Genomic DNA, 21644 nt, shown 5'->3' with positions numbered 1-21644 from the left:
TTCGTCCTTGCGCTGGCCGAGCGCGAAGCTGGCCGGATAGTGGGAGGATCGGCTGCGGATCAGTTTCGCAGCTTGTCCTTGGGGTTCAGTTCCAGATCTTCCTTGCCGTCATGGCCCAGCGCTGCGGCAATCAGCCGCTGCTGCTGTTCCTTGTGGCGGGAGGCGAGGCCGGTGGCGGGGGAAGCAGAGGCATCGCGGCCGGCATAAGTCGCACGCTGCGGCGCTACGTCGCTGTCCTGCAGGCACTGCTCCAGATAGGGCTCTACGAACTTCCAATAGCCCTGGTTCTTCGGCTCTTCCTGAGCCCAGACCACCGTTTCCAGATTGGTCATGCGCTTGAGACGCACCGTCAGCGGCTCGCCGGGGAAGGGATAAAGCTGCTCGATCCGCACGATGGAGGTGGTATCGTCACCCGCTGCATCGCGCGCCTCGATCAGATCAAAGGCTACCTTACCGGTGCACAGCACGAGGCGCTTGATCTTCTCATCGGCAGGCGGGCTGGTGTCGGACTTGATCCGCATGAAGTGCTGATCGCCCAGGAACTCCTCGCGGTTGGACACCGCCATCTTGTGCCGCAGCAGCGACTTCGGCGTCATGATAATGAGCGGCTTGCGGAAATTGCGCAGCATCTGGCGGCGCAGCACATGGAAGTAATTGGCCGGCGTGGTGATGTTGCACACCTGCATATTGTCTTCCGCGCACAGCTGCAGGAAGCGTTCGGGCCGTGCCGAGCTGTGCTCGGGGCCCTGCCCCTCATATCCATGCGGCAGCAGCATCACGAGGCCATTGGCACGCAGCCATTTGGCCTCTCCGCTGGCGATGAACTGATCGATCGTGATCTGCGCGCCATTGGCGAAATCGCCGAACTGCGCTTCCCACATCACCAGCGCCTTGGGGTCCGCCAGGGCGTAGCCATATTCGAAGCCGAGCACGCCATATTCGGACAGCGGGCTGTCGAGCACGTCGAACCGTCCATGCGGAACCTGGCTGAGCGGCGTGTACTTGCTCTCATTTTCCTGGTCGATCCAGACGGCATGGCGCTGGCTGAAAGTGCCGCGACCGGAGTCCTGACCGGACAGACGCACGCCATAGCCTTCCGAAAGCAGCGAACCGAATGCCAGCGCTTCACCGGTCGCCCAGTCGAAATTCTCGCCGCTCTCGAACATCGCCTTTTTGGCATCGAGGATGCGGCCGAGCGTCTTGTGGATATTCAGATCGCCGGGAACCTCAGTCAGTTTTCGGCCGAGCGAATCGAACAGCTTGCGCTCGATCCCGCTCTCGACACCGCGGCGGGCGGTCTCGTTATCCGGCGGAACATGAAGACCGGACCAGCGCCCACCGAACCAGTCCGCCCGATTGGGCTTATAGCTCTCGGCGGCGTCGAATTCGGCTTGCAGATGATCGGTGTAAGAGCGCGTGGTCTCATCCACCCAATTGGCGTCGATCACGCCTTCTTCGGCCAGGCGTTCGGCGTAGATCTTGCTTACCTTGGGGTGGGACTTGATCGCCTTGTACATCAGCGGCTGGGTGAAGCTCGGCTCATCGCCTTCATTGTGGCCGAAGCGGCGATAGCACCACATGTCGATCACGATATCGCGGCCGAAATGCTGGCGGAACTCGATTGCCATCTTGCAGGCATAGGTGACCGCTTCCGGATCGTCGCCGTTCACATGGAAGATCGGCGCCTGCACGCCCTTGGCAACATCGCTCGGATAGGGCGAGGAGCGCGCAAATTGCGGGCTGGTGGTGAAGCCGATCTGGTTGTTGATCACGAAATGGATGCAGCCGCCGGTGTTGTAACCGCGGATGCCGGAGAAGCTGAGCGTCTCCCAGACAATGCCCTGACCGGCAAAGGCCGCATCGCCGTGAATGAGCACGGGCAGCACCTGCTCATGCTTCGCATCGTCCTGCCGCATCACCTGCTGTGCGCGTACCTTGCCGAGCACGACAGGGTCCACCGCTTCCAGGTGCGATGGGTTGGGAACCAGCGACATGTGCACGGTAATGCCGTCAAATTCACGGTCCGTGCTGGTGCCGAGGTGATATTTCACATCGCCCGAGCCGCCCACATCCTGCGGGTTGGCCGTGCCGCCATGGAATTCGTGGAAGATGACCCGGTAGGGCTTGGCCATCACATTGGCGAGGATGTTGAGGCGGCCACGATGGGCCATGCCGTACACAATTTCGCGAATGCCGTACTGGCCGCCATATTTGATGACCGCTTCCAGCGCCGGCAACATCGCCTCGCCGCCGTCCAGCCCGAAGCGCTTGGTACCGACATATTTCTTGCCGAGAAAATTTTCGAACTGCTCGCCCTGAATCACCTTGTTCAGGATCGCGCGCTTGCCCTCGGCGGTGAAGCTGATCGCGTTCTCCTTGCCTTCAAGGCGCTCCTGCAGAAAGCGGCGCTCCTCGATGTCGGAGATGTGCATATATTCAAGGCCCACCGGCCCGCAGTAGTTGGCGCGAAGGACCTCCACGAGCTCACGGATCGTGCCATATTCGAAGCCGAGATTGCCGCCGAGATAAATCTCGCGGTCCAGATCGTCCTTCGAGAAGCCGTGATATTCGGGATCGAGATCGCCCGGCAGATCGCGGTGCGACAGGCCCAGCGGATCGAGATTGGAGGCGAGGTGACCGCGCACACGGTATGTGCGGATCAACATCATCGCGCGAATCGAATCGCCGGCTGCCTTCTCAATCTCGGCGCCGGACAGGGTTTTGCCCTTGGCTTCGGCAGCAGCCTTGACCTCCACCGCCATACGGGTGGGGTCAAGCGCCGCGTTCAGATCATCGGCAACATCGAGCGGCCAGTTCGACCGCTGCCAGCTCGGCCCCTCGCGCGGTTCCTGTCCGGTTTCGAACGTCTGGCCTTCTACGCCCATGATCACTCTTTCTTCGTTCCCGGATAAAATCGCATCCGGATTAGAGACGGTTGCCCCCGCTCTTAAAGCCGCGCCTGGTTTCAGGCGTCGGCAAGCAGTCCTGCCAGCGTGGTGCCCAGCTCGCTGGGCGAGGGGGAGACGGTGATGCCTGCTTCCTGCATCGCGGCGATCTTGTCTTCCGCGCCGCCCTGGCCGCCGGAGACGATCGCACCGGCATGGCCCATGCGGCGGCCCGGAGGCGCCGTGCGGCCTGCGATGAAGCCGACAGTCGGCTTCCACCGGCCCTTTTTCTTCTCGTCGGCGAGGAACTGCGCGGCTTCTTCTTCCGCGCTGCCGCCGATTTCGCCGATCATGATGATCGACTTGGTTTCATCGTCGGCCAGGAACATCTCGAGCATGTCGATGAAGTTGGTGCCGTTCACCGGATCGCCGCCGATGCCGACCGCGGTCGACTGGCCGAGGCCAGCCGCGGTGGTCTGCGCCACCGCTTCATAGGTGAGCGTGCCCGAACGCGAAACGACGCCGACCGAACCCTTTTTGAAGATGGAGCCGGGCATGATGCCGATCTTGCATTCGTTCGGCGTCAGAACGCCGGGGCAGTTCGGGCCGATGAGGCGCGATTTGGAGCCTTCCAGCTTGCCCTTCACCTTCACCATGTCGAGCACCGGAATGCCTTCGGTAATCGCCACGATCAGCGGGATTTCCGCCTCGATCGCTTCGATGATGGAGGCGGCGGCGAACTTCGGCGGCACGTAGATAACGCTCGCGTCCGCACCGGTCTTGTCGCGCGCTTCGGCAACGCTGTCGAAAACGGGCAGGCCGATATGCTCTGTTCCGCCCTTACCGGGCGTGACACCGGCAACCATCTGCGTGCCGTAAGCCAGCGCCTGTTCGGTGTGAAAGGTGCCGGTCGATCCGGTCATGCCCTGCGTAAGGACCTTGGTATTCTTGTCTACGAGGATGGACATTATTTAGCTCCCGAAACTGCCATAGTGGCGATGCGGACGGACGGCTTCTCGCGCGACCCGGTTGCATCCATTTGAATTATTTTGCCGTCAGCGGACCAGATCCGTTTACCGCCCTCGACCTTAAGCGGCTTGCCGTATCGAGCGGACATGGCCGAGGCCAGGGCATCATATTCCTTCAGCTTGCCCATGCGCGCCATTACTATGCAGACCTTGTTGGCAGCTTCGCCTTTACGGCCCGTCATGATCATCGCGTCATTTCCGCTTGCGCCGTAAATGCTGAGCGGCATCGCGATAGCCTTGCCATCTTTGCTGGCGGTTGCGGCTTCCCAGCCAGCACTTTCGATAATATCGGTATCGATGCCCTCCGCCGTGGTCGCCGCGAGACACTGCGCGGTCGCAGCGGCAATATGTGCCTCGCTGGCCGGCTTCAGCTGTGCAGAAGCTGGCACTGCGAGTGCAGCCGTCGCTGCCACCGCGGGGAGGGCGAAACGCTTAAGCAAGGGCGCCATCCATGCCCTTGCAGACGTCCTTCAGTTCCTTGACCGCGTCGACGCTGACCTGGAAACCCTTCTTGGCTTCCTCGTCCAACTCGATCTCGACGATGCGCTCGACGCCGTTGGCACCGATCACCACCGGCACGCCGACATAGAGATCGTCGACGCCATATTGGCCGGTAAGGTGGGCCGCGGCGGGCAGGACGCGCTTCTTGTCCTTCAGATAGCTCTCGGCCATCATGATCGCGCTGGTGGCGGGCGCATAGAATGCGCTGCCATTGCCGAGCAGTTTCACGATCTCGCCGCCACCCGAACGGGTGCGGGCGATGATCGCGTCGATCTTTTCCTGCGTGGACCAGCCCATCTTGATAAGGTCGGGCACCGGAATGCCGGCGACGGTGCTGTACTGCGCCACCGGAACCATGGTGTCGCCATGGCCGCCGAGCACGAAGGCGGTGACGTCTTCCACGCTCACGTCGAACTCCTCAGCGAGGAAATGGCGGAAGCGGGCCGAATCGAGGACACCGGCCATGCCGACGACCTTCTTCTGGTCCAGTCCCGAAAATTCGCGCAGCGCCCAGACCATCGCGTCGAGCGGGTTGGTGATGCAAATGACAAAGGCGTCCGGCGCGTGGGTCTTGATGCCCTCACCAACGGCCTTCATGACCTTGAGATTGGTTTCCAGCAGATCGTCGCGGCTCATCCCCGGCTTGCGCGGGATGCCGGCGGTGACGATGCAGACATCGGCGCCCGCGATATCGGCATAATCGCTGGTGCCCTTCAGGTTCGAATCATAGCCTTCGACCGGCGCCGCCTGAGCGAGATCGAGCGCCTTGCCCGACGGCATACCCTCGGCGATGTCGAACAGGACGACGTCGCCCAGCTCCTTCATTGCGGCGAGATGGGCGAGCGTACCGCCGATCATGCCGGAACCGATCATCGCGATTTTCTTGCGGGCCATGGGTGTCTCCTTTGAGGATGTCATGCGCCCGGACGGGCGGCGGGGAGAAAAGGTTGTCGGGCGGCTTACGCCTGTGGACAATCCGGATCAACCACCGAAATGCCGGGGCTGAAAAGTAAATAAGATACTGCGAACCAATTGCAATAATGCGGTGATCCAAGCGGTTACGGTAGCTTAACGGTGCTTTGCTATGCCCGTTCCATGCCGACCCAAGTCTTGCTTACGACGGATACCGAACTGTCGTCTTCGCTGCATGCGGAGGGATTGAGCGCGCGGCAGAATTATCTGCGCTCGATCGAGGGGCGCTGCTGGCGCGGGCGGCGCTGGGGCATCGGCTATCAACTGGACGAGCTCGACAGGTGGGGGCTGAAGACGGTGTTCTTCGTCGATCCGATGCCCGCTCTGGTTTACGGCCCGCAGATTGTGGCGGACATGGTCGGCCCGATCCTGGAGCGCGGGCATGAGGTGCAGCTTCACATCCATACCGAATGGCTGGACCATGTTGCGGATAGCCCGGTCGGCGGGCGTAGCGGACGTAATATCGGCGATTTCTCTCTGTCGGATCAGATCATTTTGCTGGGTCTGGCGCGCGATCTGCTGGTCGCGGCAGGCGCGCCGCCTCCAACCGCCTTCCGCGCGGGCAATTACGGTGCGAACGACGATACGCTGCGCGCGCTCGCCGCCATCGGGATTGACTGGGACAGCAGCTTCAATGCCGCGCATCTGGACGGCGATTGCAACATCGGGCTCGATCCGCACGTCCACCATGTCACACAATATGAGGGCGTGCAGCTGCTCCCCATCAGCGTGATCGAGGACCGCCCAGGCATCCTGCGGCATGCGCAGCTATGCGCCTTGTCTTCTCTGGAGATGAAGCGGGCGCTGCTACATGCGGCCGACCGCGGCGCGCATTTTTATACGGTGGTGAACCACAGCTTCGAAATGTTCGTCCGCGGCGCATCACGCGGCCATCCGCTCGTCGCACGCCGCTATCGCTCTCTCTGCCGTACCATTGCCCGGGACGATCGCCTGGTGTCCGGTGGGTTCGAACGGCTCGCGCGGCGCGGCCGCCATCGGGGGGCGCCGCCGCTGCCGGCAAGCCCTCCGCGCCGCGCGCTGCGGCTAGCCGAGCAGGTGGGCGCGCGCTTGCTGATCGAGGAGCGCATTGATTACCCGCCGCTCGGCTAAATCGTCAGCGGCGCAAAACGCCCTTCAGTCTTGCCTTGATGCCCCATCGATCGGCCAGATGGCCAGCGCGGTCCACCGCCCTATCGATCGCGTCGCCAGCCGTAAGCGTCAGGCGGTTGCGCCATTCGCCGCGCAGCATCACTAGCGTGCTGCAGTCTACCGATCCGGTCGCAAACAACTGCTTATGTGCGCCGTCTCCACTGGTGAAATCGAACCAGCGGAAGCGCTCTTCCGCCATCAGTTCCTCCAGCGCATGCATCTGCAAGACGGTGCCTGGGGAAAGCGAAGCACAGGCGGGGTCATAACCAAGAAAATCGTAGCGCACCGTGTCGCCGATGACGGGCAGATAGAGATAGGCGGCGGGGCGGCCCGCCAGATAGAGCACCCAGGCGCGCAAAGCCTCCTGCCCCGCCAGACGTTTGGCCTCGGCGCGGAACAGCGCGTCTCCGGGCAAGCCGGCGTCCAGCAATCGGTCCTGATAGGTGCGCGCCGAGAGCGGAAGGGCATCGGAAAAGAAGGCTTCGCTTTCTTCGGCGCGGTGAAAGCTTCGTACATCCAGCGTGCCGCCATTTTCCGAGACCAGTTTGCGGGTTTTACGCCGCAAGGTGGAACGCGTCTTGCCGGAGAAGCGCGCCAGATGAGCGTCGAAGCCCGTCGTCATGTCGATATAATGGCGCGGAAAATCCTGCCGCCGCCCGGCCGCCATGCCGGGTAAGCGCCGCGACAGGCTGTCGATGAAGGCGCGCGGACAGGATTGGAAACGATAGCCCGCCGCGTCATCCGGCAAGGGATCAATCGTCGGTTGACGCCCCTCAATCAGCGCCGTGAGCGTCGGCTCAATCTGCTGCAGCGGAAGGCGCCTGCGCCACAGACGGCGACTGGCGATCACCGGACCAAGATCGACAGGCTGGAGGGGCAAAGCGGCGCTGGCCATGGCCCCCGCCTTAACGGGCAGCCGTTAAATTTCCCCCAAGCCGCGGGCCATGGATGCTGCTAGCAAGCCGCCATGGCCTCCGCACCGCAGCCGAGTACCGATCTTCCCTCGCGCCCGACGGACACGCTGCGGCCGCGCGGCGCGCTCTATGCGATCGATCTCTTGCGCTTTGCCGCCGCGATGCTGGTGCTGCTTTTCCATTTCTTTGCGGGCTATTCCAGCCCGGGGCACCGGCTTGCCAGCCGTTTGATCGACCAAAGCCTGCTGCCGGATGTCGGGAGGCTCTATGCTGGCTATGGTTGGATCGGCGTGGAGATATTCTTCGTCATCTCCGGCTATGTTATCGCCATTTCCGCGCGTGGATCACGGGCGTTGCCGTTTGCGCGGCGGCGGTTGCTGCGGCTCTGGCCTGCCGCACTTATCTGCGCGAGCCTAACGCTGGCATGTTTGTGGCCGTTCGATCCAAGACCGTCCCATTTCGAGGAATATGCCCGCTCCGCTATGCTGTGGCCGTGGGGCGAATATATCGACGGTAGTTACTGGACCTTGGGTGTCGAGAGTGTGTTCTACGCCCTGGTGGCGCTGCTACTCTGGATCAGCCCATGGCGAAACCGGATCGAAGCGCTGGCTCTTATATTGGGAACGGCAAGTCTCTTCTATTGGAATGGTCTGGGTGCGGAATTGGCGCTCGATCTGCGCGACGCGCAGCTGCTCCTGCTTCCCCATGGGTGCTTTTTCGCCCTCGGCATCTTTCTGCATCGCTGGCACGCAGGGCATAGGGGTTGGTGGCGCGCGGCAGCCATGCTGTTGATGATCGGCACAGGCGTTCAGGAAATCCTGTTCATCAGCCGCGCGACCGGGATCGGCATGCAAATCGCCTATCCGCGCTGGATCGGTCCGCTCATCTTTTTCGGTGGTCTCGCGATCATCGCGTTCTCCCCTCGCTTGCAACCGATGCTCGAGCGGCATCTGCCGCGGGCACCGGTGCTGCTGCTCGGTCTGGCGACCTATCCGCTGTACCTTATTCACCAGACGATCGGGCTGGTCCTGATCTCAGCTCTGCTGAAGGGGGGATTGGCTTATGTGCCCGCCGCGCTGATCACTCTGGTTGCAATCACCGGCGCGGCTTTGCTGATCGCGTCCACCGCCGAACCCTGGCTGCGCGCCCTGATGTCGCAGCTATTGCCGCTCAGCCCTCCGAGCCGTGGCCCAGTGCCAGATACGCGTCAGAGCGCATCTCGGAGAGGCGGCTGATCGTTCGTTCGAATTCGAAGCTGCCCGGGCCTTCCGGATAAAGCGCTTCCGGCGCTGCATCGGCGCTCGCCAGCAGCTTGACGCGATATTCGTAAAGCGCATCGATCAGCTTCACGAACCGCGCCGCCTGGTCCTGATTCTCCGGACCCAGCACCGGAATGCCGACGATGATGACGGTATGATAGCGCCGCGCAATGGCGAGATAATCGGCCGCCCCGCGCGGTTCCCCGCACAGCCGCTTGAACGAGAAGACCGCCACGCCCTTCAGCGCCTTGGGCACATGCATGGAGCGCCCGCCGCCAAGATCGATATCCTCCGACGGCACGTTTTGCGCGTCGCTGGGCGGATAGTCGGTCAGGCGGAAGAACGCCTCGCTCAGTTCTTCGGTCGCCACGTCGCCATTGGGGCAATGCCAGAGGGTCGCGTCACCGAGCCGAGCGCGCCGGTAGTCGGTCGGCCCGTCGAGCGGCAATATATCGAGCCGCTCCTGCACCAAAGTGATGAAACCGGTGACGAGCGTACGGTTGAGCCCGTCCTTGAACAGGTCCTCCGGCGGCCGGTTGCTGGTGGTGACGACGGTAACGCCCGCCTCGATCAGACCGCCGAACAGTCGGCCCATGATCGCGGCATCGGCGGTGTTGGTGATGTGCATCTCATCGAAGCAGAACAGCCGCGCCTCGTCCGCCAGCTGCGCGACCACCGGGGCAACCGGATCACCCACATTCTTGGCCCGTTCGGCCGCAAGGCGGCGATCGACGTCGATCATGAATTCATGGAAATGCGCGCGCGCCTTGTGCGGCGTGTCCACGCACTCGTAGAACAGGTCCATCAGCATGGATTTGCCGCGCCCGACGCCGCCCCAGAGATACAGACCACGCACCGGCTCGCGCCGTTTGCCCATCAGCTTGGCGAAGAAGCCCGGTGCCTCCGGCCGCGCCTCGATTTCCTCCTGTACGCGCTGCAGCGCATCGACGGCGCGCTGCTGATCGGCATCAACCTTCAGCTCGCCGGCGTCGACCAGCGCGCGATACCGTTCAGCGACCTTCACGTGCGGGGCAGGCCCTTGCGCAGGATAGCGGTGAAGCTGGCGACATTGGCGTAGTCCGCGTCTTTGGTCGGACGCTGCATCAGCATGCCGCGCAGGAAGAGCAGACGCCCTGTCTCGCGGACGCTTTCCAGGCGGCAGTCCAGTGCTACGCCAACCTTCGCGGCGCCGACGAACTGGGTCGACAATTCCACCGTCACCGCACGGCCGCCCAGATCGATGCCGAGCGCATAGCTACCGGCAAACAGGCACACATCGATGAAGCCCAGAATCGTGCCGCCATGCACATTATCGCCGAAATTGCTGTGCTTGTGCTCGGGCGTCATGCGCACCCAGCCCGCGTCCTCAGCGTCATCGCCGCGGATGGACACCGGCCCGAGAAAGCCGTTGAAGCGCGAATTGTCCTTCGCGTTCCAGGTCATCCAGCCGGGATTGTCCGGGTCCGGCCGATGGTCAAACCAGGGATTATCCGCGATGGTGCGCGTCATGAAGCAGCTGTAAGCCGGTGGCCCGTCACGATGCTGGGATTGCCGACGATCAAATCGCGCGTTCGGCGATCATCTTCTTGGTCTCGGCAATCGCTTTGGCGGGCGAAAGACCCTTGGGGCACACATTCGCGCAGTTCATGATCGTGTGGCAGCGATAGAGGCGGTAAGGATCCTCCAGCTCGTCAAGACGCTCACCGGTCATTTCATCGCGGCTGTCGGCAAGCCAGCGATAGGCCTGCAGAAGGATGGCCGGCCCCAGAAACTTGTCCTGATTCCACCAGTAGCTGGGGCAGGCGGTGGAGCAGCAGGCGCACAGAATGCACTCATACAGGCCATCCAGCTTATGGCGCTCCTCGGGCGATTGCAGGCGTTCCTTGCCCGACGGCTCGGGCGTTACGGTCTTCAGCCAAGGCTGGATCGAGGCATATTGCGCGTAGAAATGCTTGAAGTCGGGCACCAGGTCCTTGATCACGTCCATATGCGGCAGCGGGGTGATGCGGATATCGCCCTTCACGTCCTCGATCGCGGTAGTGCAGGCGAGGCCGTTCTTGCCGTCCATGTTCATCGCGCAAGAGCCGCAGATACCCTCGCGGCAGGAGCGGCGGAAAGTGAGCGAGCTGTCCTGCTCACTCTTCATCTTGATGAGCGCGTCGAGCACCATCGGCCCGCATTCGTCGAGATTTACCTCGAACGTATCATAACGCGGATTTTCACCCGAATCGGGATCATAGCGATAGATCTTGAACGTCTTGGTGCGCGCCGCGCCCTCGACTTTATGAACCTTGCCCTTCTTCCGGATCTTGCTGTTCTTGGGCAGAGTGAAGGTGGCCATGGTCGCTCCGATGCTGAAATTCAGTTTCGAGGTAGAACCGATAGCCCTCAGGATCAACGGGCAATCCGCGCTTTTCCGTGCAACCTTGTTCGCTTCGGCACTGAAATCGAGGTGGGGCGTTGCGACAGGTATGAGCAGGATATGGATGGCCGCTAACATCAATAGCGGCAGTTATGATGAGGGCCTTTGCAAAGAGGTAAGCCAGGCGCTTTCTGCCGAGGGGCATGAAATGGCGCGGCTGATCGAATGCCCGCATGAAGACTTGCCCGATGCGGCCACGCTTCGGCAGGCCGGTGTCGATGCGCTCGCTGTTTTCGGCGGCGATGGCACAGTGAACGGCGCGATGCGTCAGGCGAAGGGTTGGGACGGCCACATGCTCGTGCTGCCCGGCGGCACGATGAACCTCCTCTCCCGCTCGCTCCACGGCGATGTCGATAGTGAGACGATCGCGCAGCGCTATGCGCAGGGCCGTATCAAGCTGGCGCGGATGCCGGTGGCCGAGGGCGAAGGGGAGATCGCGCTGGTCGGCGTGATTGCCGGCCCCACCACCGCCTGGGGCGATGTGCGCGAGGATATGCGGCACTTCAATCTGGCTGAAATGCCCGGCTCGATCGCGGAGGCGTGGACCAAGACCTTTGGCGGCGCGCAGGTGCAGCTGGACGGGACGGGAGAACCCTATCCTGCGCTATTCATCGAGCCGAAGATGGATGCGCTGCGCATCACCGGGTTCACCGCGGAAGGGGCAGGGCAGATGTTTGCCCACGGCCTGTCCTGGCTGAAGGGCGACTTTCGCGAAGGGCCTCATGAGGATCTCGGTATGCGAGAGGCGCTGGAGGTCAGCGCAGCGGACGGCAAGCCGGTGGGCCTGCTGATCGACGGCGAGGAGGCGGAGGGATCAGCTTGCTGCCATTTCCGTCACAGCCTGTCGCCGATCGACTTCGTCTATACCGCCGAGGAATGCCTCGCTAATCCAGACCTATGACCACGCTTTTTCATTGCAGCGACATCCATTTCGGCGCGGAAGACAGGGCTGCGCTTGATTGGTTTGCGGAGGAAGTCCGCGCGAACAAGCCCGACGCGGTGATTATTACCGGCGATCTGACGATGCGCGCGCGGCACAGGGAATTTGCAGCGGCCGGCGAATGGATTCACAATCTGAAGGCGCCCGTGACGGTTGAGGTCGGCAACCATGATCTGCCCTATTTCAATCTCTACGAACGGTTCCGCCATCCCTATCGGCGCTATTCGAGGATTGAAGACAAGGTGGAGGCGGAGATCAATCTGCCCGGCGTATCGGTGGTGCCGCTGAAGACCACCGCGCGCGCGCAGCTGCGTCTCAACTGGTCGAAAGGTAAGGTAAGCGGTGATGCGCTGCGCGAATCGCTACGCACGCTGCGAAGCTTGCCGGCAGACACAGTCAAGCTGATCGCGGCGCATCATCCGCTGGTCGATGCGGATACACGCAGCAGCGGATCGACCCGGGGCGGGCTTAAAGCGCTCATGGCATTGCAGGAGGCCGGGGCCGCGGCGGTGCTGACGGGGCACGTCCACGATCCATTTGATATTGAGCGGCGGACCGGGAGCGGTTCGGTCCGTCTGATCGGCGCAGGCACATTATCGGAACGGGTGCGCGAGAATCCGCCGAGCTATAATCGGATCACCATCGACGGCAGCGCGATCGACGTCGAAGCACGGTATATGATCTGAGCGGCGCGTGCTGCCGCAGTAGGTCTCATTACGCCGGCGTTTAGACAGATCAGGAGGCGCGCAACTCCTTCAGGAAGCCCGCGGTGCCGTCGCGCAAGTCCGCGGAGCGCTGATTCAACTGCTCTGCAATTTCGCGTACACCGTCGCTGTGCGCGCGCGCCTGTGCGGCGGCGGCGGCGACACGGCATACGCTCGCCTGTACCTGCTCGCTTTCATCGGCGGCGCGGCTACTGTGGCGGCGAATCTCCTGGCTGGCGGCGCGTTGTTCTTCCGTTGCGGTAGCGATCATGGTGCCGCGATTTTCCAGGTGGCTAAGCTCAAGCCCGGCCTTGTCGAGCGCCTGAGCGGCATCCTTCACGAATCGGTCGATGTCGCCAAGCCGCTCGGCGATGTCTTCGGTCATGCGTGCGGTCTGGCCGGCGAGCGCCTTCACTTCTTGCGCGACGATCGCGAATCCACGGCCTGCTTCCCCGGCGCGCGCGGCCTCGATCGTCGCATTCAAGGCCAGCAAATTTGTCTGGCGCGCAACGTCCGAGATGGTGGTCACGATCTCACCGATCCCGCCGGAGCGTTTGACAAGCTCGGTCATCAAGACCTCGCTCTCGCGCGTGGCGTCACCCACTTCCAGAATATGGCCGAGATTAGCCTGAATTTGGGAGGCGACTTCGCCGACGGCCTGATCGAGCTGTTCGGCGGCAATCGCGACCTGCTGGGCTGCTTCTGCGGAGGCTTTCGACCGCGTCTGCATGTCGCCAGCTTCATGGCTGGTCGATCCGGCAATCTCGGCAAGAGCGCCGGCGGAGGATGTCAGATTATCAACTGCGGCGCTGACGCGGTCCCCCGTTTCCATCACGGTGGCTTCGAACTGGTTGCCGAGCGTCAGCAGATGGGCGCGTCGTTCGGTCTCAGCGGCTTCGCGTGCGGCGGCGCGTGCGTTGACCTCGTCCAGCTCGCGTGCGGTTTCCCGGTCGCGCAACAGGGCTTCGGCAACCTGTGCCGCACGCAGCTCCTCACTTTTCTTTTTCAGCTCAACGCTCTGCATCTGCAACTGAACGATACGCTGTGATTGGTCCACAACGGTTTTGATCAGAATGGAGGCCAGCACCACAAGCATCAACGGCGTGATGATGGGGATGTTCGGCCGCGCGAACGTCTCAGTGATGAATAACAGGTAGAGGGGGGCCGAAAAGGAGCAGAACAGAATCGGGAAGCTGATAAATACCAAGGCTCCGACGAAAATCATCGCCGCATGGACGGAGGTGATAAAGAGGATCAATTCCTCGTTACCGGAATTCAGAACGCTGACGAAAAGCATCGTCCAGGATATGCCGAGCAGAATTGTATTGGCGATCAGGGCGAGCATAAACCGCCGATGCGGTATCCGCGCGCGGATTGTTTCATTCGTGAGGAAATAGGCAATGATCGCGCCAACCAGCAAACCGCCGCAACCGGCGATTAGCCAACCGAACAGGGCATATTCGGCCAGAAACAGAGGAAGCCCAAGTGCCAGGAAGGTGAGAAACGGCAAGAAACTGCGCAGCGATTTCAATGACGCGGATATCTGCTCGTCCAGAGCTGCGGCGCGGGTGGTGCCCGGCATCGCATCGAAGCGCAGCAATTCTCGCCCATAAAAGCCGAGCTGCTTCTTCCAAGCGAAGTTTGTCAGTGCGTAGCGCATGCCGCTTTCCTTCCAGCGGCCCAGGTAGCCGCGAAAGGTAAACAGCGGCTAAACCTTACCTGGAAGCGACTGGCGCAAAAGCAGAAAGGGCGGCCTTCCCAGGAAGGCCGCCCTTTCGTGATTGCGTTTGGAAAAGCGATCAGCGCTTGGAGAACTGGAAGCTCCGGCGTGCCTTCGCCCGGCCGTACTTCTTACGCTCGACCACGCGGCTGTCGCGGGTGAGGAAGCCGGCGCTCTTCACGGTGCTGCGCAGCGCAGGCTCGTAACGGGTCAGCGCCTGGCTGATGCCGTGCTTGACCGCACCGGCCTGGCCGGAGAGACCGCCGCCCTTCACGGTGACCATGACATCATACTGGCCGCGACGTTCTGTAACGTCGAACGGCTGGTTGATGACGAGGCGCAGCGAGGGGCGTGCGAAATAGGTGCTCTGATCGCGGCCATTGACCATGATCTGGCCGGTGCCGGGCTTCAGCCAGACGCGGGCAACCGCGTCCTTGCGGCGGCCGGTGGCGTAGGCGCGGCCATGCTTGTCGAGCTCCTGTTCGCGCAGCGGCATGGTGGGCCGGGTGTCGACACCGTTTTCGGCGCCGGCGGCATTGGCTTCGGCGGCGTCGCCGGCGATGTCCTTGATGTCGGAAAGCGACTGACGATTATCGGCCATTAGGCACCTACCTTGTTCTTGCGATTGCGCGCAGCGATGTCGAGCGTCTCGGGCTGCTGGCCCTCATGGGGATGCTCGGTGCCGGCATAGAGGTGCAGCGCCTTCATCTGCTGACGACCCAGCGGGCCGCGCGGGACCATGCGCTCAACGGCCTTCTCCAGAACGCGCTCGGGGAAACGACCCTCGAGCACCTTCTCGGCGGTCACGCCCTTGATGCCGCCCGGATAACCGGTGTGCTTGTAATAGACCTTCTGCTTGGTCTTGTTGCCGGTGAAGCGCACCTTGTCCGCGTTGATAACGACGACATGGTCGCCGCAATCGACATGCGGGGTGAAGCTGGGCTTGTGCTTGCCGCGCAGGATATTGGCGATGATGGTGGCAACGCGGCCGACGACGAGACCCTCGGCGTCGATCAGGTGCCACTTCTTCTCGACATCCTGCGGACGCACCGACTGGGTGGTCTTGGTAAGGGACTTCATGTGGAGCCGTCCTTGGAGGATTGAAAAAGCAAAAGCCGCGGGTTTCCCCACGGCGGTGAAGGCGCGCTAATGACCGGAAAGGGGCTTCAAGTCAAGGCTGAGCGGGCGTTTTGGAGCGGGTATAATGATACCGTATGGAAATTTGGCGGCTCAGCGACGCAGCTGCTCTGCTACCCATTGCTCGAACGGCGGAAACACCGTGTCGACCGGCAGCAGAAGGATCGGCGGGACGTCGTAATCGTGTAGTTCGGCCAAGCGATTGGCAGCGCCGGGCGCGCGGGCATCATCGGTTTTCAGGATGACGGGCCACTCGCGCTCTTCACGTAGCTCGCCCTGCCAGCGGAACTGGCTTGTCGCCGGGGAAAGGCGATTGGCACAAGCGATCAGTCCTTCCTCCAGCAGCGTCCCGCAAGCGCTGCGCGCGGCCTCTTCGCTGCCGAAGAGGGTGTAGATGATGCGAACGCCGCTCATGCCGGTACGCCTTCGATCAGTTTGCGCCGTCCCGCTGCATGGGCAGCCCATACCGCGCTCGCCACCAATATGGCACCGACGGCCTGGTGCGCTGCAGCCAATGCGAGGTCGACCCCGCTCATCGCCGTCGCGATGCCGAGCAGGATCTGCAGGCCGATGGCGGCGGACAGGATGATCGAGGCCGGCCGAACGCCCGCGCGCCGCGCACCGCGCGCCAGCATAATGACCGCGGCCAAAGCGACGAAGGCCCACCAACGATGGAGGAAGTAGACCAGGAACGGATCGTTGGACGCGGCGTAAAGCAGCCCATGGCTCCAGTCGACGCCAGCAGGGAAGAAACGGCCGTTCATGAGCGGCCAGTCGCTGGCGATATAGCCTGCGTCCATCCCGGCCACCCACGCGCCGAGCAGGAGCTGGACCGCGATGATGGCGAGCAGTGCGATGTTCCTGCCGGTGAGTTTTGCGGGTCGCGCGTTGCCCTTTGCCAGCTGGCGAAGATCCAGCGCGGTCCAGACGAGGCCGGAGAGGATGAACAGCGCTGTCAGAAGATGGACGGCAAGCCGGTAATGGCTGACATCGGTGCGCAGCGTGAGGCCGGAGACCACCATCCACCAGCCGATCGCGCCTTGCAGTCCGCCGAGCGCCAGCAGCGCGACAAGACGCAGCTTGTATCCCCGCGGAATAGCGCCGCGCAGCCAGAAATAGGCCAGCGGCAGGGCGAAGGCGATGCCGATCAGGCGGCCCAGCAGCCGGTGCAGCCATTCCCAAAAGAAGATGAACTGGAACTGCGCCAGCGTCATACCGGCCGGACCGTTGATCTCCTGATATTCGGGCGTCGCTTTATACTTCGCGAACTCGATTTCCCAACCGCTGAGGGAAAGCGGCGGAATGGCTCCGGTAATGGGCTTCCATTCAGTGATCGACAGGCCCGATTCGGTCAGCCGGGTGATTCCACCGACCACGACCATGCAGAAAACCAGGAAGCCGACGGCAAGCAGCCAGTTGGCGATCGCAATAGGACGGGTGCGCGCAGGGGTTGGCGCGGCATGGGCGGCAAGCGAAGTCATGGCCCGCGATATGGCGCGCCGCCGCGATGCCCGCAAGCGCGCTCGCTCGGCTGCAGCGCGGAGAACGGCCCTGCGCAAAATAATGCAATGTGATATTGTATCTTGGCGAAGGCGCTTCTATACCTTCGAATATGACGACGCTTCTGCAACGTGAAGGCTTCTGGGATAGGGCCGCAATGGGCCTCTCGGGGCTATGCGTCGTGCATTGCATCGCCACCGCTGCATTCGTTGCAGCCGCTGCGTCGATTGGCGGGATTCTCGGTGCCGAATGGATTCACCAGGCCGGGCTGGTCATTGCCATGGTTCTCGGCGCGATCGGCCTGGGCCGCGGCGTCTTGCAGCACGGCTATATTCTCCCGCTCGCGATCGGTTCGCTTGGCCTTGGCGTGATGGCGGGCGCGCTCAGCATGCCGCATGGGGGCGGTGAAGTGATCTCGACCATCCTCGGCGTTTCGATCCTGGCGCTCGGCCATGATCTGAATTTCCGCGCCACGCACTGATCCGTTTAGGGATTAGCATGAGGGCCGGGGAAGGATTGCCCTTGGCATCGCCCGCGCCTACATTCACGCGATGACAGGCCATGCCCATCACGAACATCACGGATCCGATCTGAAGCGCGAGGCCCAGGCCACGCTGGAAGGCGCAGGCGAGCAGTGGACCGATATGCGCGCGCTGATCTTCGACGTGCTCGCAACCTTCAGAAAGCCGGCCTCGGCCTATGACATTGCTGAAAAGGTGTCGGAGCGTCGCGGCAAGCGTGTGGCGCCCAACAGCGTCTACCGTATCCTGGATCTTTTCGTTGAGACCAATCTCGCGCAGCGCGTGGAAAGCGCCAACGCCTATGTGGCGAACAGCCATCCCGGCTGCGTGCATGATTGCATCTTCATGATCTGCGACAGCTGCGGCGAAGTGACGCATGTCGATAATGACAAGCTGGCCGATGGCGTGCGCGACACGGCCACCGCCCGCGGCTTCACGCCGGAGCGTCCGGTGATTGAAGTGCATGGCAAATGTGCTGCCTGCGACTGAGCTGTTGGCGGCAATCGACTTGGCTCCGCAACGCGTATAAGGTTCGGTTATGACGGAACAAACCCATTCCCCGCGGCCCGAGACGCCGCTTCTCGACACGGTCGACACTCCGAAGGATCTGCGCAAGCTGAAGCCGGACCAGCTTCGCCAGTTGTGCGATGAGTTGCGGGCCGAAATGATCGATGCAGTCTCGGTCACCGGAGGCCATCTCGGTGCAGGCTTAGGCGTGGTCGAGCTGACCGCCGCGATCCATTATGTGTTCAACACGCCCGATGATCGGCTGATCTTCGACGTCGGCCATCAATGTTATCCGCACAAGATCCTGACCGGCCGGCGCGACCGCATTCGCACGCTGCGTCAGGGCGGTGGGCTCAGCGGTTTCACGAAGCGCTCCGAAAGCGAATATGATCCCTTCGGCGCGGCGCACAGCTCCACGTCCATCTCCGCCGCGCTCGGTTTCGCGGTGGCCAACAAGCTGGGCGAGCGACCGGAAAAGGCGATCGCGGTGATCGGCGACGGCGCCATGAGCGCGGGCATGGCCTATGAGGCGATGAACAACGCCGCGCAGGCAGGCAATCGCCTGATCGTGATCCTGAACGACAACGACATGTCGATCGCTCCCCCGGTGGGCGGCCTCAGCGCCTATCTGGCGCGACTCATATCGAGCAGCGAATATCTCGGACTGCGCAGCTTGGCCAAAAAGATGACGTCCAAGCTTTCGCGCCGGGTCCACAAGGGCCTCGCCCGGGCGGAGGAATATACCCGCGGCATGGTGACCGGCGGCACGCTGTTCGAGGAGCTGGGCTTCTATTATGTCGGGCCAATCGACGGGCACAATCTCGACCATCTGATCCCCGTGCTGGAAAATGTGCGCGATGCCGAAGAGGGACCGATCCTGATTCATGTCGTGACGCAGAAGGGCAAGGGCTACGGCCCGGCCGAAGCGTCTGCGGACAAATATCATGGCGTGTCGAAATTCGACGTCGTCACAGGCAAGCAGGACAAGGGCAAGGGCGGCGGCCCGCCGACCTACACCAATGTCTTTGCGCAGGCGCTGATCGCCGAGGCGGAGAAGGACAATCGCATCTGTGCGATCACTGGCGCGATGCCCGGCGGAACCGGCGTGGACAAGTTCGCCGCCGCCTTCCCGGATCGCAGCTTCGACGTCGGCATTGCGGAACAGCACGCCGTCACCTTTGCCGCCGGTCTTGCCGCGCAGGGGATGAAGCCGTTCGCCGCGATCTACTCGACTTTCCTGCAACGCGCCTATGATCAGGTGGTGCACGATGTGGCGATCCAGAACCTTCCGGTGCGCTTCGCGATCGACCGTGCGGGCCTGGTCGGCGACGATGGACAGACCCATGCGGGCAGCTTCGACATCGCCTATCTCGCCACCTTGCCGAATATGGTGGTGATGGCCGCCGCGGATGAGGCGGAGCTGGTCCACATGGTCCACACCGCCGCCGCCTATGACGATGGCCCCATCGCCTTCCGCTATCCGCGCGGTGCGGGTACGGGCGTAAAGCTGCCGGAAACCCCGGAGAAGCTGGAGATCGGCAAAGGCCGCCTCGTGCGCGAGGGCAAGAAGGTCGCGATCCTATCGCTCGGTACGCGGCTTGCCGAGGCATTGAAGGCTGCCGACACGCTCGATGCCAAGGGCCTTAGCACTACGGTGGCGGACATGCGGTTCGCCAAACCGCTCGACAACGAACTGATCCGCAAGCTGATGGCGAGCCATGAGGTCTGCATCACGATCGAGGAAGGTGCCGTCGGCGGCCTCGGCGCGCATGTGCTTACGATGGCGAGCGACGAGGGGCTGACCGACACCGGCCTCAAGGTGCGCACCATGCGCCTGCCGGATATCTTCCAGGATCAGGACAAGCCCGATCGGCAATATGCCGAGGCGGGCCTGATGGCGCCGGACATCGTGGAAATGGTGCTGAAAGCGCTGCGCCACAACAGCGCCAATATGGAAGAGGCGGGCGCGCGCGCCTGACGGTAAACACGACGTGGCGGAGATGCTGGTCACCTTCGCCGCGGCCATGCTGTTCTTTGCGGGCAGCCTCGGTTTCCTGTGGCAGAAGCAGCGCCGTCTCTCGCGGCGACGACCCAATCTGGAGGCTGAGCCGTTCGTGCGATCGCTGGGTTCCGGCTGCGATCCGTTGATCGGCGGCTGGGTCTATCGCCAGCTCGATGTGCATTTGCCGGATTATCTGAAGCCACATCCCACCGACCGAATATTCGCCGATCTCGCGATCGATCCGGACGATTATTGCGCGATCGGCCGAGAGCATTTCAATCGCTGGTCACTTCCGCAGCCCACCACCGATGATCCGGAGGTTTTGCCGGAGGACCCGACTGTGGCGCAGTTCGTCCGCTATCTGACCCTGAAAACGCCGCGCCGCGCGGACTGAATCAAGCGAAGTTCCCCGGCTGCGTGAGGCGCCGGGGTCTGTTCAACCGCGCGGGCGTTTGCTCAATTGGGTGAGGGGGTCGGTTCGTAGCCTTCGGGCACCGAAGGATCGCTGGCATCGTTGGTTTCTGCCGTGGTCGCAGGAACCGTAGTGGCGTTGATGCCGGACTGCGCATATTGGCCGTCGCCTTCCGGCGCGGCGATGATGTCTTGCGTGACCGAACCCTTCTTCACCACATTGGTCTGCGGATCGCCCACTTCGCTGCGAATGCCCAGCTCGGCATCGCCTGCCTGCTGATTCACCGCCCGCTCGACCGGAGAGCGCGGCGCGGGGCCGCCGAACAGCGCGTCGAGAACCTGCTCCTGATCCGTGCTGCCCTGGACCGGCGCGGCGCCGGGCTGCGGCGGCTCGAGCGCGTAATCCGGCGGGATCACCAGCGGGGCGTTGCGCGAGACGGCAAACTCGTCCGGCCGGTCGCGGTCGAACAGGCCGCCGCCGCCGCAGGCCGAAAGGCCGCTGGCCAGAAGCGCGCCGCCAAGGATCGCGAGCGATTTACGCATGGACATTCTCCGAATTTGTCTGGGCTGGCTTCTCGCGCATGAGCAGCGCGCGGGCAAGCAGTATCAGGACGCCGATGGTGATGCACGCATCGGCAAGGTTGAAGATGAAGAAGGGACGAATGCCGCCGATATGGAAATCGGCATAGTCGACGACGAATCCGAAGCGGGCCCGATCGATAATATTGCCGACCGCGCCGCCGAGGACGAGGCCGAGTGCCAGGATGTCCCCCGTGCGGCGCTCGCGCCACATCCAGATCAGAACCGCAAGCGCAAGAATTCCGGTCAGCGCGACGAGCCCCCAGCGCTGCGCATCGGTGCCCGCCTGAAACATGCCCATCGAAACGCCGCGATTCTCCGCCCAGGTGAGATTGAACACCGGCAACAGATAGATGGTGCCTTTGCTCTGCAAGGAGAGCGGCACGATCATCGCATATTTCACCGCCTGATCGAGCAGCACGACGAACGCGGCCAGTACCAGCCCGTAAATCTTGGTTCGCGTCATACGGCTCTAAGGCTCCGTCCCGTGTAA

23 protein-coding genes are annotated in these 21644 nt (G+C 62.7%); 8 read left to right on the top strand and 15 right to left on the bottom strand.

All coding sequences use genetic code 11. The features are described from left to right. Positions 1 to 59 precede the first annotated feature (59 nt). The 4 genes from I6A82_RS01355 to mdh all read right to left on the bottom strand — a co-directional run bounded on the left by I6A82_RS01355 (position 60) and on the right by mdh (position 5308). Positions 60 to 2885 carry a 2-oxoglutarate dehydrogenase E1 component gene (locus I6A82_RS01355; RefSeq protein WP_198093418.1) on the bottom strand — a complete coding sequence of 942 codons (2826 nt, stop codon included), beginning with the start codon at positions 2883 to 2885 and terminating at the stop codon, positions 60 to 62. Positions 2886 to 2965: 80 nt separating this feature from the next. Then, positions 2966 to 3853 carry a succinate--CoA ligase subunit alpha gene (sucD, locus tag I6A82_RS01350; protein ID WP_187334687.1) on the bottom strand — a complete coding sequence of 296 codons (888 nt, stop codon included), beginning with the start codon at positions 3851 to 3853 and terminating at the stop codon, positions 2966 to 2968. After that, on the bottom strand, positions 3853 to 4353 hold the full coding sequence (locus I6A82_RS01345; RefSeq protein ID WP_198093417.1) for a hypothetical protein: 501 nt from the start codon (positions 4351 to 4353) through the stop codon (positions 3853 to 3855). The genes sucD and I6A82_RS01345 overlap by 1 nt, the downstream gene beginning before the upstream one ends. After that, positions 4346 to 5308 (bottom strand): malate dehydrogenase, encoded by a 963-nt coding sequence (mdh, locus tag I6A82_RS01340; RefSeq protein WP_198093416.1) that lies wholly within the window; start codon positions 5306 to 5308, stop codon positions 4346 to 4348. Before mdh ends, I6A82_RS01345 begins: the two co-directional genes overlap by 8 nt. A 201-nt stretch (positions 5309 to 5509) precedes the next feature. Here mdh and I6A82_RS01335 point away from each other — a divergent pair, with 201 nt between their 5' ends. Then, positions 5510 to 6496: a polysaccharide deacetylase family protein gene (locus I6A82_RS01335; protein WP_198093415.1), complete on the top strand. Its 987-nt coding sequence runs from the start codon at positions 5510 to 5512 to the stop codon at positions 6494 to 6496. Between the two features lie 4 nt (positions 6497 to 6500). On the opposite strand, the gene I6A82_RS01330 is transcribed toward I6A82_RS01335, so the two are convergent. Further along, positions 6501 to 7430 carry a GNAT family N-acetyltransferase gene (locus I6A82_RS01330; RefSeq protein ID WP_198093414.1) on the bottom strand — a complete coding sequence of 310 codons (930 nt, stop codon included), beginning with the start codon at positions 7428 to 7430 and terminating at the stop codon, positions 6501 to 6503. A 72-nt stretch (positions 7431 to 7502) separates the two neighbouring features. On the opposite strand from I6A82_RS01330, the gene I6A82_RS01325 reads away from it, so the two are divergent. Continuing rightward, positions 7503 to 8684 carry an acyltransferase family protein gene (locus I6A82_RS01325; protein ID WP_198093413.1) on the top strand — a complete coding sequence of 394 codons (1182 nt, stop codon included), beginning with the start codon at positions 7503 to 7505 and terminating at the stop codon, positions 8682 to 8684. On the opposite strand, the gene zapE is transcribed toward I6A82_RS01325, so the two are convergent. The 3 genes from zapE to I6A82_RS01310 are packed head-to-tail and all read right to left on the bottom strand — an operon-like array spanning position 8620 to position 11049. Continuing rightward, positions 8620 to 9732 carry a cell division protein ZapE gene (zapE, locus tag I6A82_RS01320; protein ID WP_198093412.1) on the bottom strand — a complete coding sequence of 371 codons (1113 nt, stop codon included), beginning with the start codon at positions 9730 to 9732 and terminating at the stop codon, positions 8620 to 8622. The genes I6A82_RS01325 and zapE overlap by 65 nt on opposite strands. Then, a complete protein-coding gene (locus I6A82_RS01315) occupies positions 9729 to 10217 on the bottom strand; it encodes a PaaI family thioesterase (RefSeq protein ID WP_198093411.1) in 489 nt (162 codons plus the stop codon). Before I6A82_RS01315 ends, zapE begins: the two co-directional genes overlap by 4 nt. A 49-nt stretch (positions 10218 to 10266) precedes the next feature. Continuing rightward, a complete protein-coding gene (locus I6A82_RS01310) occupies positions 10267 to 11049 on the bottom strand; it encodes a succinate dehydrogenase iron-sulfur subunit (RefSeq protein ID WP_187334679.1) in 783 nt (260 codons plus the stop codon). 145 nt (positions 11050 to 11194) lie between these two features. On the opposite strand from I6A82_RS01310, the gene I6A82_RS01305 reads away from it, so the two are divergent. Together I6A82_RS01305 and I6A82_RS01300 are read left to right on the top strand one after the other, a co-directional pair. Then, positions 11195 to 12031 (top strand): diacylglycerol/lipid kinase family protein, encoded by an 837-nt coding sequence (locus I6A82_RS01305; protein ID WP_198093410.1) that lies wholly within the window; start codon positions 11195 to 11197, stop codon positions 12029 to 12031. Then, a complete protein-coding gene (locus I6A82_RS01300; protein ID WP_198093409.1) occupies positions 12028 to 12756 on the top strand; it encodes a metallophosphoesterase family protein in 729 nt (242 codons plus the stop codon). Before I6A82_RS01305 ends, I6A82_RS01300 begins: the two co-directional genes overlap by 4 nt. Positions 12757 to 12805: 49 nt before the next feature. Here the strand turns inward: I6A82_RS01300 and I6A82_RS01295 are convergent, their stop codons facing one another. The 5 genes from I6A82_RS01295 to I6A82_RS01275 form a co-directional block, all read right to left on the bottom strand. Then, entirely contained in the window at positions 12806 to 14434 is a 1629-nt protein-coding gene (locus I6A82_RS01295; protein ID WP_198093408.1) for a methyl-accepting chemotaxis protein, read from the bottom strand. A 139-nt stretch (positions 14435 to 14573) separates the two neighbouring features. Continuing rightward, positions 14574 to 15095 carry a 30S ribosomal protein S9 gene (gene rpsI / locus I6A82_RS01290; RefSeq protein ID WP_198093407.1) on the bottom strand — a complete coding sequence of 174 codons (522 nt, stop codon included), beginning with the start codon at positions 15093 to 15095 and terminating at the stop codon, positions 14574 to 14576. Beyond that, positions 15095 to 15574: a 50S ribosomal protein L13 gene (gene rplM / locus I6A82_RS01285; protein ID WP_187334674.1), complete on the bottom strand. Its 480-nt coding sequence runs from the start codon at positions 15572 to 15574 to the stop codon at positions 15095 to 15097. The genes rpsI and rplM overlap by 1 nt, the downstream gene beginning before the upstream one ends. A gap of 150 nt (positions 15575 to 15724) precedes the next feature. Further along, positions 15725 to 16045, bottom strand: a complete 321-nt coding sequence (cutA, locus tag I6A82_RS01280; protein WP_198093406.1) for a divalent-cation tolerance protein CutA — start codon at positions 16043 to 16045, stop codon at positions 15725 to 15727. After that, positions 16042 to 17112 (bottom strand): COX15/CtaA family protein, encoded by a 1071-nt coding sequence (locus I6A82_RS01275; RefSeq protein WP_198093405.1) that lies wholly within the window; start codon positions 17110 to 17112, stop codon positions 16042 to 16044. Before I6A82_RS01275 ends, cutA begins: the two co-directional genes overlap by 4 nt. 131 nt (positions 17113 to 17243) lie before the next feature. Between I6A82_RS01275 and I6A82_RS01270 the strand changes: the two genes are divergently transcribed. From I6A82_RS01270 to I6A82_RS01255, 4 genes are all read left to right on the top strand, one after another. Next, positions 17244 to 17612, top strand: coding sequence for a MerC domain-containing protein (locus I6A82_RS01270; protein ID WP_198093404.1), 369 nt, complete (start codon positions 17244 to 17246; stop codon positions 17610 to 17612). A 70-nt stretch (positions 17613 to 17682) separates the two neighbouring features. Continuing rightward, complete coding sequence (locus I6A82_RS01265) at positions 17683 to 18141, top strand: Fur family transcriptional regulator (RefSeq protein WP_198093403.1); 459 nt, start codon at positions 17683 to 17685, stop codon at positions 18139 to 18141. 49 nt (positions 18142 to 18190) lie between these two features. Beyond that, on the top strand, positions 18191 to 20137 hold the full coding sequence (dxs, locus tag I6A82_RS01260; protein ID WP_198093402.1) for a 1-deoxy-D-xylulose-5-phosphate synthase: 1947 nt from the start codon (positions 18191 to 18193) through the stop codon (positions 20135 to 20137). 13 nt (positions 20138 to 20150) lie between these two features. Next, positions 20151 to 20555: a hypothetical protein gene (locus I6A82_RS01255; RefSeq protein ID WP_198093401.1), complete on the top strand. Its 405-nt coding sequence runs from the start codon at positions 20151 to 20153 to the stop codon at positions 20553 to 20555. Positions 20556 to 20617: 62 nt separating this feature from the next. Here I6A82_RS01255 and I6A82_RS01250 read toward each other — a convergent pair whose 3' ends face one another. Both I6A82_RS01250 and lspA read right to left on the bottom strand, forming a co-directional pair. After that, a complete protein-coding gene (locus I6A82_RS01250; RefSeq protein WP_198093400.1) occupies positions 20618 to 21115 on the bottom strand; it encodes a DUF3035 domain-containing protein in 498 nt (165 codons plus the stop codon). Further along, entirely contained in the window at positions 21108 to 21617 is a 510-nt protein-coding gene (gene lspA, locus I6A82_RS01245; RefSeq protein ID WP_187334666.1) for a signal peptidase II, read from the bottom strand. The genes I6A82_RS01250 and lspA overlap by 8 nt, the downstream gene beginning before the upstream one ends. Positions 21618 to 21644 lie beyond the last annotated feature (27 nt).

Source organism: Novosphingopyxis sp. YJ-S2-01, assembly GCF_016093175.1.
GTDB lineage: Bacteria > Pseudomonadota > Alphaproteobacteria > Sphingomonadales > Sphingomonadaceae > Novosphingopyxis > Novosphingopyxis iocasae.
Note: the sequence above shows the minus strand (reverse complement) of the source record. Positions and strands in the feature narration are given on the sequence as shown.